The organism is Paenibacillus jamilae (assembly GCF_050482105.1).
Classification (GTDB): Bacteria; Bacillota; Bacilli; order Paenibacillales; family Paenibacillaceae; genus Paenibacillus; species Paenibacillus jamilae_B.
Genome location: NZ_JBCNHI010000020.1, coordinates 607960 through 621064, shown reverse-complemented (window position 1 = coordinate 621064; position 13105 = coordinate 607960). Strand labels below are relative to the sequence as shown.

10 protein-coding genes are annotated in these 13105 nt (G+C 45.6%); all 10 read right to left on the bottom strand.

The window, feature by feature from the left end:
* Window positions 1-92 precede the first annotated feature (92 nt).
* Complete coding sequence (locus ABEW32_RS21820; protein WP_430191689.1) at window positions 93-1031, bottom strand: bifunctional riboflavin kinase/FAD synthetase; 939 nt, start codon at window positions 1029-1031, stop codon at window positions 93-95.
* A gap of 168 nt (window positions 1032-1199) precedes the next feature.
* A complete protein-coding gene (gene truB / locus ABEW32_RS21815; RefSeq protein WP_430191687.1) occupies window positions 1200-2138 on the bottom strand; it encodes a tRNA pseudouridine(55) synthase TruB in 939 nt (312 codons plus the stop codon).
* Window positions 2135-3112 carry a DHH family phosphoesterase gene (locus ABEW32_RS21810; protein ID WP_430191685.1) on the bottom strand — a complete coding sequence of 326 codons (978 nt, stop codon included), beginning with the start codon at window positions 3110-3112 and terminating at the stop codon, window positions 2135-2137. The genes truB and ABEW32_RS21810 overlap by 4 nt, the downstream gene beginning before the upstream one ends.
* A 49-nt stretch (window positions 3113-3161) precedes the next feature.
* The gene (gene rbfA, locus ABEW32_RS21805; protein ID WP_013370723.1) at window positions 3162-3512 is read right to left on the bottom strand and encodes a 30S ribosome-binding factor RbfA; all 351 of its coding nucleotides are present in this window, start codon (window positions 3510-3512) and stop codon (window positions 3162-3164) included.
* Window positions 3513-3532: 20 nt separating this feature from the next.
* Window positions 3533-6061: a translation initiation factor IF-2 gene (gene infB / locus ABEW32_RS21800; protein WP_430191683.1), complete on the bottom strand. Its 2529-nt coding sequence runs from the start codon at window positions 6059-6061 to the stop codon at window positions 3533-3535.
* Complete coding sequence (locus tag ABEW32_RS21795; protein WP_007430068.1) at window positions 6054-6377, bottom strand: L7Ae/L30e/S12e/Gadd45 family ribosomal protein; 324 nt, start codon at window positions 6375-6377, stop codon at window positions 6054-6056. Before ABEW32_RS21795 ends, infB begins: the two co-directional genes overlap by 8 nt.
* The gene (gene rnpM, locus ABEW32_RS21790) at window positions 6370-6678 is read right to left on the bottom strand and encodes an RNase P modulator RnpM (RefSeq protein WP_430191681.1); all 309 of its coding nucleotides are present in this window, start codon (window positions 6676-6678) and stop codon (window positions 6370-6372) included. Before rnpM ends, ABEW32_RS21795 begins: the two co-directional genes overlap by 8 nt.
* 23 nt (window positions 6679-6701) lie before the next feature.
* A complete protein-coding gene (gene nusA / locus ABEW32_RS21785; RefSeq protein ID WP_430191679.1) occupies window positions 6702-7799 on the bottom strand; it encodes a transcription termination factor NusA in 1098 nt (365 codons plus the stop codon).
* A gap of 103 nt (window positions 7800-7902) precedes the next feature.
* Window positions 7903-8364: a ribosome maturation factor RimP gene (rimP, locus tag ABEW32_RS21780; RefSeq protein ID WP_430191677.1), complete on the bottom strand. Its 462-nt coding sequence runs from the start codon at window positions 8362-8364 to the stop codon at window positions 7903-7905.
* A 315-nt stretch (window positions 8365-8679) separates the two neighbouring features.
* Window positions 8680-12996, bottom strand: a complete 4317-nt coding sequence (locus ABEW32_RS21775; protein ID WP_430191675.1) for a PolC-type DNA polymerase III — start codon at window positions 12994-12996, stop codon at window positions 8680-8682.
* Window positions 12997-13105 lie beyond the last annotated feature (109 nt).

Genomic DNA, 13105 nt, shown 5'->3' with positions numbered 1-13105 from the left:
ACCGCCGGTGAAAGCGGACAACCAAGCTAAGGTTCATCGTTGTTTACACAACATAAGTCAGTATACCACAGCGCCTGTCTTATGTAAATAAATTAGCCCAACAGCTTTTTAGCCGTTTGTGCGTCATTGCCAATTTGGCTAATCAACTCATCCACCGAAGAGAATTTGCGTTCAGGGCGGATGTAATGGTGAAGCTCAACGATCACAGGCTCTCCATAAATTTGTTGATTAAAATCAAAAAGATGTACCTCAAACGACGGATTCAGCACACCTTCATGAAAAGTAGGCTTAACCCCTACATTCATTACACCATTTATCCAATGATCACCCACAAGTGCCCGTACAGCATATACACCCTTAACCGGAATGACATAGGAATCATCCAGCTTGAGATTTGCTGTCGGAAAACCGATTGTGCGTCCGCGCTTCTCTCCATCCATCACAGTACCCTGGATACGATAAGGGCGTCCCAACCAGCGCGAGGCATGTGCTAAATCCCCCGTCTGTAAAGCACGGCGAATGCCGGAGCTGCTTACCTTATCCCCATCCAGTTCGAATGGTGGTACAGTGTGGACAGACATCTGCTCTCCTCCCAGCTTCCGAAGCGTATCTTCGTGCCCGGCTCCCCGGTGGCCAAACCTAAAATCAAAACCTACGACAGCCGTTCGAATTTGTAATGGAAGCAACACATCAGTTATAAAAGCCTCCGGGCTGACCTTGGAAAATTGTTCGTTAAAACTTAAAATATAAAGTACATCCACACCCATATCGGCCAAAATGGTCTGCTTGTCCGCAAGCGGTGTTAAATAGCCCTCATAATCGCCTTTTTTCATGACTTCCTTCGGATGAGGGTGAAATGTCATGACAGATACTGGCACCTTCTGTTCACGAGCGAGCGCGACGGCCTTGCGTATCACGCTTGCGTGTCCCAGATGAAGACCATCGAACTGGCCGATCGCCGTGACTTGTGGACGTCCCCATTGCTGCAATAGCTCATCACTCAATGGATAAGATAACGATACGGTAATCATATTCATTCACCTGCATTTCACATCATTTGACTAACTTCGTCAAAAATTATAGCACAATTCAAGGTGAAAAACGTCTATCGGCACAATTTCACGGAATCCAGGCAACACCAAGGAGAAGTTTTTCTGAGATTAAAATTATTCAACAGCTTCACTGAAAATCTATAGATACTATGAGCTTAAAAAAACTTTAATTGGTGCGATCGCGCCTGATTCATCCCGTCCATATATGCCTAAAAATGTTTTATCCTCCTTATACAGCCGGAAAGGCTGGCTGTCGGTCACTGTCGGTGAAATCATGCTCAGTGACAAGCGTTGACCTTGGAGAGCCGCGGCTGCCTTGGCTTCGGCCACTGTATGCTCGGGCATATAGTCGATGGCTTTATCCGTAGCGATAAGCCGCTCACCCAGGCTGCCATCTGCTACAAAGCGCTCAATTTCTTCGAATGTTAAACAATGTTTCGCAGAAATTCCGGCAGACATAGTTCGCTCAAGCTTAACCATCGTTGAAGGATAGCCCAATTCACGGCCAATATCGACACATAGTGTACGGATATAAGTACCTTTGGAGCACAAAGCACGGAAGGAAATATCCACATGCGGCCCGATCTTCGCAAATCCTGTCATTTCGAGCTCGTAAATACTTACTTCTCGACTTTTACGCTCCACAGTTTTGCCTTCTCGAGCCAGCTCGTATAGACGTTTTCCATCTACTTTAAGGGCAGAGTACATAGGTGGAACTTGGGAGATCGTACCCACGAAACGTTCCAAAACTGCTTTGGCTTCCATTTCGGTCACCTCAACCGGACATTCGCACTCTTCTGTAATGGTTCCAGTCAGGTCTTCGGTATCAGTGGCAATGCCCAAACGCAGTGTAGCCTGATATTCCTTGGGTCGCTCTTGCATGTATTCCACCACTCGGGTCGCTCGTCCTAGACACAAGGGGAGTACGCCTGTTACCTGTGGATCTAGCGTTCCGGTATGTCCAATTCGCTTCATCCCCAATATACGGCGAGCCTTGGCCACCACATCATGTGAGGTAAATCCAGCAGGTTTGTAGACAGGCAGCACCCCTTCCCAACTTGCCTGTCCCTTATTAATCGGGGTCATAGCTCAGACTTCACCCGCCCTACAACTGTCTCGATAATATCTTCCAGCTTACCTTCTACCCGACAGCCAGCGGCACGTACATGTCCCCCGCCCCCAAATGATTGGGCTAGCGCAGCTACATCAACATTCCCTGCCGATCTCAAACTTGCTTTGGCCGCTTGATCATTAATAACTTTAAAGAAAATACCTACTTCAACCCCACGTATATTTCTTGGGTAATTCACGATACCTTCCAAGTCCTCATTTACAGCACCACATTCCACCATATCATCAGGTGTTACAACGACCCAGGCCACTTTTCCATCCTCCGACATCGTGAGCGTTTGCAATGCTTTGGTCAATACCTTCATTTGGGGAAATGTCATTTCCTCAAGTAATTTCTCAGACAAAAATGGACCATCCACACCATAAGCAAGAAGCTGTGATACTGTAGACATCACTTTAGGCGAAGTGTTGGAGTAGCGGAAGCCTCCCGTATCCGTCAGCAACCCTGTATATATAGCCGTTGCCACTTCAACGTCCCAGGCTACTGCGAACTTTTCCAATAAATCAAACAGAATTTCCGCTGTTGCCGCAGCGTCCGACTTTATTACATTAACTGTTCCATAAGCATCGTTCGTTGGATGATGATCAATATTCAGAATAACGGCATCTTCCGTGAAAAATTGCTCTGTTAGACCAACACGACGGTAATCCGCACAATCTACACAAATGATTCGGTTGTATTTCCGTTCTGGCGGTTGCTGACTCATATCCATAATCTCATCGGCATGCCATAAAAAATCCATGCGTTTAGGAATAGGTCCCTCATTCAGCATGGTAAATTTCTTCCCCAGACATGAGAGAAGCCAGCCCACCGTTACGGTGGAGCTGACTGCGTCTCCGTCCGGCTGTACATGCGATACGATCAGGTAATCATCATGCTCCAGAATAAATTCCTTCGCTTGTTGAAGCGCCTGTTCATAGGTATGCATTGCCGTCTCCTTTACATTCAGTTCATGGTTCTTAGACTAACAAAAATTCCTATTTCTCGTCCTTGTCGATATCACTCAACAGCTTTTCAATTCGGCTGCCGTAAGCAATAGATTCATCAATTTTGAAAATCAGCTCAGGAATATGGCGAAGCCGTATCCGTTTGCCAAGTTCAGAACGAAGATAACCGTTCGCTTTGTCCAGCGCCTTCAGGGAAGAAGTTTTTTGTTCTTCATCTCCAAGTACACTCAAGTATACTTTCGCTTGGGACAAATCGTTTGTGACATCGACACCCGTCACCGTAATAAAACCGATACGCGGGTCTTTTAATTCGGTCTGTATGAGTAGGCTTAGTTCCTTCTTAATCTGCTCGCCAACTCGACCTGTACGTATTTTAGCCATGGGTGCTCACCTCTCTGCCGTTAGCGCTCCACTGTTTCCATGACGAACGCTTCAATAATGTCGGATTCCTTAACATCATTATAACCATCAAGGGTGATACCACATTCGTAACCTTGGGCAACTTCTTTTGCGTCGTCCTTAAAGCGTTTCAGTGAGTCGATTTTACCTTCAAAAATAACGATACCGTCACGGATCAGACGTGCTTCTGCTGAACGGGTAATTTTACCGGACGTTACCATACAACCAGCAATCGTACCGACTTTAGTAACTTTGAACACGTTACGAACTTCAGCGTGACCGATCACATTTTCCTTATATTCAGGGTCCAGCATGCCTTTCATAGCCTGCTCGATTTCTTCAATAACATTGTAAATGACACGATGCAGACGAATGTCCACTTTTTCAGCTTCCGCTGTAGATTTCGCCTGATTATCAGGGCGAACGTTAAAACCAATGACAATGGCATTGGATGCCGCAGCCAAAATAATATCGGATTCGGTGATTGCACCTGCACCACTGTGAAGAATTTTAACGCGTACACCTTCAACCTCAATTTTGTTCAAGGAACCTTTCAGCGCTTCGACAGAACCTTGTACGTCACCCTTAATAATGACGTTCAAATCCTTCATCTCGCCATCCTTGATGTGTTGGAACAGGTCATCCAGCGTTACACGGGTATTACTGCCCAAGTCAGATTGACGTTGCGTAATCGCACGTTTGTCAGCGATAGCACGAGCTTTACGCTCATCCTCGAACACCATGAACGGATCGCCTGCAAGTGGAACCTCTGTCAAACCAGTAATTTCAACTGGAGTGGAAGGACCTGCTTCCTTAAGACGACGACCTTTATCGTTAACCATGGCACGTACACGTCCGAAGCAGTTACCTGCAACGAAAGCATCGCCGACTTTTAACGTACCGTTTTGAACGAGAATACGGGCTACAGAACCGCGACCTTTATCCAGCTCAGCCTCAATAATAGTACCGCGTGCCCGTTTATCCGGGTTCGCTTTGTACTCATTCACTTCTGCTACGAGCAGAATCATTTCCAGCAAGTCTTCCAGACCCATTCTTTGTTTAGCGGAAACGTTGACGAAAATTGTATCGCCGCCCCACTCTTCGGGTACCAACTCATATTCTGTGAGTTCTTGCTTTACTTTGTCCGGGTTAGCATCCGGTTTGTCGATCTTGTTTACAGCTACGATGATTGGTAGACCCGCTGCTTTAGCATGGCTAATGGCCTCAACCGTTTGTGGCATAACACCGTCATCAGCTGCAACCACAATAATCGTCATATCTGTCACTTGAGCACCACGTGCACGCATAGCCGTAAAGGCTTCGTGACCTGGTGTATCCAAGAAAGTGATTTTTTTGCTGTTAATTTCAACCTGGTATGCACCAATATGCTGTGTAATACCACCAGCTTCTCCACCTGTTACATTCGTGGAGCGAATGGCATCCAGCAAAGTTGTTTTACCATGATCGACGTGACCCATAATCGTTACAACTGGTGGACGTGTTCTCAAATCCGCCGGATCATCATTTTCTTCCACAGTTTCAAAACGATCTTCTTCGACTGGGATTTTCACTTCTACTTCGACGCCAAAGTCACCAGCAAGCAAGAGAATGGTGTCCATATCTAGTTCTTGGTTGATGGTCGCCATTGTTCCGAGCATAATCAGCTTTTTGATGACTTCTGAAGCATCCTTATGAAGAAGCTTGGCTGTTTCACCTACAGTCATCTCACCACGCACAATAATTTTCTTAGGCGTGTTGTCGATTTTCTCGCGACGTTCCTGTTGTTGACCTTTACCACGGTTGTTAAATTTCCCGCCACGATTGCTACCACCGCGGTTGTTGCCTCCGCGGCCACCGTTACCACCTCGTCCTCCGCCTTGACGGTTATCGTCAAAACGTCCTTGACCGAAACGGTTACCGCTGTTGTTGGAATTGCCACCTGTACGGTTGCCACCACTGCGGTTGGAGTTGTTGCTTCCTGTAGAAGAAGAAGTTCTTACTGCCGCACCACCCTGGCTGCTGCCCTGAGGACGTGAACCTGTGTTATTGCTACTGGTACGCTGTTGTCCTCCCTGCTGTTGACCGTTACTGCGGTTCTGAGCGCCTTGCTGGCCGCCTGGTCTAGTAGAACTTTGTTGACTGCGGTTTTGACCGCCCTGCTGACTGCTTTGCGCTTTTGGAGCGCTACTTCGGTTACTGTTTTGGTTGTTGTTTGTCCTATTCATACTTACCTGCTTTTCCTGTTGATTTTTGGTTTGCTCCGTTGAATGATTACTATTCTGGCTTGAACCGGTCTGATTCGAGCTTACTTGCGCCGTGCCTGCTTCGCCTTGCTTGACCGCAGCATTGGATTTAATATTCTTAAAAAAATTTTCCACTTTACCTACGGCATCATGTTCCATGACGCTCATATGGTTGTTTACGGGAATATCCAGCCGTTTAAGAATGGTGATAATTTCTTTGCTGCTCATGTTCAACGATTTGGCGTATTCGTATACCCGCACTTTGTCTTTGCTTTCTTGTTTACTCAATATACTCCACCTCCGACATTATCCCCGCATGTTTCATGATCAATTTCGCGAATCCTTGATCCGTCACAGCCAGCACAACCCGTTCAGGTTTGCCGATGCTGCTTCCCAAGCTTTCCCGGTCAAATCCTATCAATAAGGGGATTTTGTACGTCCCGCATTTGTCGCGGAATTTCTTTTGAGTATTCATTGAAGCATCTTTCGCAAGAATGACCAGCTTGGCTTCTGAAGACCTGATCGCTTTATAAACGATCTCATCACCTGTTAGCAACTTGCCAGCTCTCATGGCAAGCCCCAATCCAGACAGCGCCTTATTCATCCTGCACGCTGCCTTGTGCCGCCAGGAATTCTTCCTCGACGGCAGCAAAATCACGACTTAGCTGCTCATAAATATTAGGATGGACCGAGTGCTTCAATGCTCGATCCAGTGCCTTGCTCTTTTGAGCCAGCTTAAAGCAGGCGGCCTTGCCGCACAAGTAAGCGCCGCGTCCCGATTTTTTGCCAGTCAAGTCAATCAACACTTCGTCTTCAGGGGTTTTGACGACGCGGATTAACTGCTTCTTTGGCATCATTTCATGACAAGCGACACATTTGCGCAAAGGTATCTTTCTCTGTTTCATGCATTAACCCCCTTACACTCCGCTTAATCTACAGAAACGGAATCCTGATGCATTTCATCGGTGGATGTTCTCGGTCTACCGAATTCTTCCTCCGCCTGCGTTTCACTCTTAATATCAATTTTCCAGCCAGTTAACTTAGCAGCAAGGCGAGCATTTTGCCCTTTGATACCAATCGCCAGCGAAAGCTGATAATCAGGCACTATGACACGCGCCATTTTTTCTTCTTCAAATACCTGTACTTCAAGCACCTTAGACGGACTCAAAGCATTAGCCACGTATTCATCAACATTATCGGAATAGCGTACAATGTCGATTTTCTCGCCACGAAGCTCATTTACAATGGTCTGTACCCGCGTTCCTCTTGGTCCCACACAGGAACCTACCGGATCAACCTCGTCGTTACGAGAATGAACCGCAATTTTAGAACGGAAGCCTGCCTCACGCGCTACGGAACGAATCTCTACAACGCCGTCAAAAATTTCAGGCACTTCAAGTTCGAACAAACGCTTAAGCAGACCCGGATGTGATCGGGACAGCATAATTTGCGGTCCTTTGGTTGTGTTCTCCACCTTGGTAATATAAGCCTTAATCCGATCCAGATGGTTAAACTTCTCATTAGGCATCAGTTCACTCAATGGTAGAACCGCTTCCACCTTGCCAAGATCAATATAAATATTACGTGGGTCTTGGCGCTGTACAGTTCCTGTTACAATATCCTCTTCCTTGTCCACAAACTTGTTGTAGATCAGTCCCCGTTCCGCTTCACGGATACGCTGAGTTACGACCTGTTTTGCTGTTTGTGCAGCGATCCGTCCAAAATCACGTGGTGTGACTTCGATTTCAGCAATATCCTCCAACTGAAAATGCGGGTTAATTTCACGTGCTGCTGGCAACGAAATCTCAGTGCGAGGATCCAATACCTCCTCAACAATCAGCTTGCGGGCATATACCTTAATGACTCCCGAGTTGCGGTTCATATCAACACGCACGTTTTGTGCGGTGTTGAAATTCCGTTTGTAGCTGGAAATCAGGGCTGCTTCAATGGCCTCAAACAGCACGTCCTTACTGATCCCCTTTTCTCTTTCCAACTCGTTCATTGCTTCAATAAAATCCATACTCATGGATTACTGCTCCCCCTTTCAAATGATGGCACCTGCGTACTGGTCGGCACACGAGGCAAAAAAAACATGTAGTACATGTCAAACAGCAACAATCAAATCTGAATTAAAATATGATCGCGAGCCTTGCACCAGCTACCTTGTCATAAGGTATGGTATGCTTCTTTTGTCCGCTTTGGACGGTAAGTTCCCCTTGTTCAAAAGAAAGCAAACGGCCTTCGAATTCCTTCAGACCATTGATCGGCTCGTATGTAGTAACGAATACATTTTTGCCTACCGCTTTAGTAACATCCTCCGCTTTTTTCAGCGGTCTTTCGGCGCCTGGTGAAGACACCTCCAGAAAATATGCTGTAGAAACAGGGTCATTCTCATCCAGCTTCTGACCCAGATATTCACTGATCATACTACAGTCGTCCAGATCAATTCCTCCGTCTTTATCTACAAAAACGCGAAGAAACCAATTGCTGCCCTCTTTGACATACTCGACATCGACCAGTTCAAAACCATGCTCATCGAGATAAGGTTGGGCCATTTCTTCTACTACTGATTTGATCTTTGGTGTGCTCAAAGATTATAACCTCCAAAAGTGAACTTTCCTGTGGTGAAAAAGAGACACCCTATTGCCATGGGCAATGCTTCTCCATCACCGGCATTTTTCATTTTCATTTGATGTAATGTTCATTTTGGGCTCACTGCAAATAAACCGGTATACCGGTTGCCTGCCCAAAAATAACCTTTTTTCACGTTGTAACTGTATATCAAACAGTAAAGAGTGGGTTTCCCCACTCTTTTAGCAACGGTTTTATCTCCATGATTACCAAAAAAATTATAACATAACCGTAGTTATGTGACAAGTGCTAGAGCTTGACTACTGTGGCTCAGATTAAAACAGAGACAGCTGATTACTCTCTGGTAGCCCTCGGAAGCAACCCATTTGGGACAGCATTTCGACAATGGTTTTACTAGCCTTCGATTTCTGTTGAAAATCCTCAACAGACAAAAATTCACCCTGTTCACGAGCAGCTGCGATGTTACGTGCTGCATTATCTCCAATCCCCTGAAGAGCTCCAAACGGAGGAATGAGCGAGTCCCCGTCCACTTTAAAACGAGTAGCTTCGGAACGGTACAAATCAATGGATTTAAAGCTAAACCCGCGAGCCGTCATTTCCAAAGCCATCTCCAGGATCGGAAGCATCCCTTTTTCCTTCGGTGGGGCCTGAAAACCAAGCTGCTCAATTTCGACAATCTTTCGTGCGATCGCATCATACCCCTGACAGCACAGGTCAATATCAAAATCGGCTGCACGTACTGAGAAGTAAGTTGCATAATACTCGATCGGATGATACAGCTTGAAATACGCTGTACGCACAGCTGAAATAACATAGGCCGCGGCATGCGCCTTCGGGAACATGTACTGGATTTTCAGACAGGAATCAATGTACCACTGTGGCACCTTGCATTTCTTCATTTCTTCAATCCATTCGGCACTAAGTCCTTTACCTTTACGAACGCTCTCCGTAATTTTAAAAGCCAGACCTGCATCCATCCCCGCCTTGTAAATCAAAAACAGCATAATATCATCCCGACAACCAATTACGGTCTTGATGTTGCATGTATTATTTTTAATCAATTCTTGTGCGTTCCCGAGCCATACACCCGTACCGTGAGACAAACCGGATATTTGCAGCAAATCGGCAAAAGAACTCGGCTGCGACTCCACCAGCATTTGGCGTACAAATTTGGTCCCCATCTCTGGTACACCATAGGTGGCGACAGGCGTGCGGATTTGCTGTGGTGTTACACCGAGTGCCTCCGTGGAGTTGAACATGCTCATCACCTTGGAATCATTCATTGGAATGGTCGTAGGATCAACCCCGGTTAAATCCTGAAGCATTCTCATCATGGTCGGATCATCATGGCCCAGAATATCCAGCTTGAGTAAGTTCGCATCAAAGGCGTGATAATCAAAATGCGTTGTTTTCCATTCCGAGCTCGTATCATCAGCCGGGTACTGCACCGGTGTGATGTCCTCGACCTCAATATAGTCCGGAACAACCACGATTCCGCCCGGATGCTGTCCGGTGCTGCGTTTTACCCCCGTACAACCGGAAGCCAGCCTGTTCAGCTCAGCTCCACGCCATTTTTTATGATGTGCCTCTTCATACTTTTTGGCAAAACCAAACGCCGTTTTCTCAGCAACTGTACCAATGGTTCCTGCACGGAAAACACTTTTTTCACCAAACAACACTTTTGTATAGTTATGGGCAACAGGTTGATATTCACCAGAGAAGTTCAAGTCAATATCGGGAACTTTATCTCCTTTAAAGCCAAGGAACGTTTCAAAAGGTATATCTTGTCCCTCACCCTTAAGTTTACCACCACAATTTGGACAGTTTTTATCTGGCAGGTCAAAACCACTCGGTACACTTCCGTCCAAGAACCATTCGCTGTGTCTGCATTCAGGATTACCGCAAATATAATGGGCAGGCAATGGATTTACCTCAGAAATACCGAGAAACGTAGCTACTACAGAAGAACCAACTGAACCCCGTGAACCTACCAAGTATCCATCCTGATTAGACTTTTTAACCAGACGTTCGGAAATGAGATAGTTAGCGGAGAAACCATATTTAATAATAGGTTCTAATTCCTTTTCAAGGCGAGCTACAACGACCTCAGGTAAGGATTCACCATAAATGGATCGAGCCGTCTCATAGCATGTATTACGTATTTCTTCATCTGCTCCGTCCAGCAATGGTGTAAAAAGCTTGTCAGGGAACAGTTCCAGTTCTTCAAATCGGTCCGCCAGCTCGCTAGTATTTGTCACAACAACTTCATACGCTTTTTCCTCACCCAAAAACTCGAACTCTGCCAGCATTTCATCCGTTGTCCGCAAATGAGCATCTGGCTTTCGGATATCCTTTAGCGGGCTAAACCCAGTAATGCCATGTATGGTAATATCACGGTACAGCTTATCACGAGTTTCCAAATAGTGAACATTGCCTGTAGCAATTACGGGCTTATCAAGCCGTTTTCCTATTTCGCATACTTTGCGAACGGCCGTTTTTAGTGCATCAGGCCCGCTTACCAATTGCTTTTCTACCAGATGCATATACATCGTCAAAGGTTGAATCTCCAATACATCATAAAACTGTGCGATTTCCTCGGCTTCTTCCTCGGACTTGTTCAACACAGCCTCGAAGAATTCTCCTTTTTCACAGCCAGAGATAATAAGTAATCCATCTCTCATCTCAGACAATTTTGATTTAGGAATACAAGGTACACGCTTGAAATATTCGGTATGAGACATAGAAACCAGCTTGTACAGATTTTTTTTACCCACCGGATTAAGAGCATAGATGCAGCAGTGGAAAGGTCGAACAGTCGATAGGTCCTTCCCCACATAATCATTCAAACGGTCGAGCATTTTAAAACCCTTAATTTGTTCTGCATCATTGAGGAGTCCATTTAACACTTCAGCCAATGCAACTGTATCATCAATAGCCCGGTGATGGCTTTCCAATGCGACTTTATATTTAGCAGTCAGTGTATTCAAACGGTGATTTTTCAACGTAGGAAACAGCAAACGAGCCAATTCCAGCGTATCCAGCACCGGATTAGTCATTTCAGGCAAACCCATCTTTCGAAGAGTGGCCTGGATAAAGCCGACATCAAACCGCGCATTATGAGCAACCAATACAGCATCGCCAGCAAAAGCTACGAATTCCTTCATAACAGGTTCGACATCCGGCGCATCCTTGACCATTTCATCGTTAATGTTGGTCAGTTGCTGAATGTTGTAGGGTATACGTTCATGCGGATTGACAAAGGTTGCATAACGATCAACTTCCTTGCCCTCATGCATTTTAACAGCAGCAATCTCAATGATTCTATTTTGTGTAACTGACAAACCGGTGGTTTCAATATCAAAAACGACATAAGTCGTTGTTTTCAAATTTAAAGGCTGCGCCTGCATTACAACCTCAACAGCATCATTAACTACATTAGCCTCAATGCCGTAGATCATTTTAATGCCGTTTTTCTTTGCAGCCTTAGCAGCATCAGGATAGCACTGCACACCCCCATGATCCGTGACCGCAATCGCTTTATGCCCCCATTTGGCGGCTGTTTTGACGTACTGATCAATCGAAGCGACAGCATCCATGGCGCTCATCTTTGTGTGCAGATGGAATTCAACCCGTTTTTCCGCTGCATTATCCTTACGTCCGGGTGGAGCCTGTACTTCAACTAGATCGGAAGGAATCATAACCAGCTCAGGAATTTGCATAAAACGGTCATATTCAACTCGTCCCCGCACTTTGACCCATTTACCGTTAGCCAACAGACTGAGAATTTTTAGATCTTCTTTAGTTTTAGCAAACATTTTCATTTGCAGTGAATCACTAAAGTCTGTTAAATAATACGTAAATAACGTACTGCCATTACGCAATTCTTTACTGTCCAAACCGAAGATTGTTCCCTGTAGGGTGACTTTCTTCTCTTCGTCCTGAATCTCTTGCATCGGAATAGCCGGTTCTTTGATGTCATAGCCAAATTGAAGCCGCACATCTCCTTCTTCTTCTTCCAAAGGCGGCATTTCAGCTTCCATACTTTCCATCATCTGCTGAATAACTTCGCGCTCTTCCTGCATTTTCTTTTCCTGAAATTCTTGTAATGCCTCCTGATTACTTTCTCCTACCTGGATCTTAATGCGCATAGAAATCCCAAAATATTTATCATAAAACCTAATGATAGCTTGATCTATCTGCTTTTTACGCGCTAGTTCCAATGACATACTATCACTCATCGTTAGTAATAATAGACCGTCTTCCCACTCATGCACAGCCCGGTTCATCCAACCGTTAACAGATGGAATTTCACGATGCACCCACTCTAAAAAAAGCTTCCAGTATTCACCGATAATATCACCAGGTTGAACCTGCTCACTGTACTGAAAGCGGAACGTGATTTTCGCAATATGGCTCATTTTTTCCTGTACTTGAATACAGAACGTACGATACACCTGAGCGGGGACCAGTGTCTCCTTGGCAATGGTAATATTCCAATCCTTGTTGGTACGGCTAATTTCAACCTGATCGATCCAACCGTCCAAAAAATACGGATCAACCACTCCCGCCGGCATTACAACCTGCTTCATCAGCAGTTCCAGCCGCTTTCTCTTTTCTTCAGCTCCGCCCATGGCTCTCCCCCCAATTTGCAATCTACTATTCTGAAAACATGAAAAGCTTCTGCGTCTAAAACATCTCCGACCGCAAAAGCTTTTCGTAGCCTTCTTCAACCCTCATCAC

Excerpts from the sequence above, each read along its gene's own strand:
- ABEW32_RS21810 (WP_430191685.1), bottom strand. The coding sequence starts at position 3,112 with ATGCATACCTATGAACAGGCGCTTCAACAAGCGAAGGAATTTATTCTG.
- nusA (WP_430191679.1), bottom strand. The coding sequence starts at position 7,799 with ATGAGTATGGATTTTATTGAAGCAATGAACGAGTTGGAAAGAGAAAAG.
- rbfA (WP_013370723.1), bottom strand. The coding sequence starts at position 3,512 with ATGGCTAAAATACGTACAGGTCGAGTTGGCGAGCAGATTAAGAAGGAA.
- rnpM (WP_430191681.1), bottom strand. The coding sequence starts at position 6,678 with ATGAAACAGAGAAAGATACCTTTGCGCAAATGTGTCGCTTGTCATGAA.
- truB (WP_430191687.1), bottom strand. The coding sequence starts at position 2,138 with ATGACCCCGATTAATAAGGGACAGGCAAGTTGGGAAGGGGTGCTGCCT.
- ABEW32_RS21820 (WP_430191689.1), bottom strand. The coding sequence starts at position 1,031 with ATGATTACCGTATCGTTATCTTATCCATTGAGTGATGAGCTATTGCAG.
- ABEW32_RS21795 (WP_007430068.1), bottom strand. The coding sequence starts at position 6,377 with ATGAATAAGGCGCTGTCTGGATTGGGGCTTGCCATGAGAGCTGGCAAG.
- ABEW32_RS21775 (WP_430191675.1), bottom strand. The coding sequence starts at position 12,996 with ATGGGCGGAGCTGAAGAAAAGAGAAAGCGGCTGGAACTGCTGATGAAG.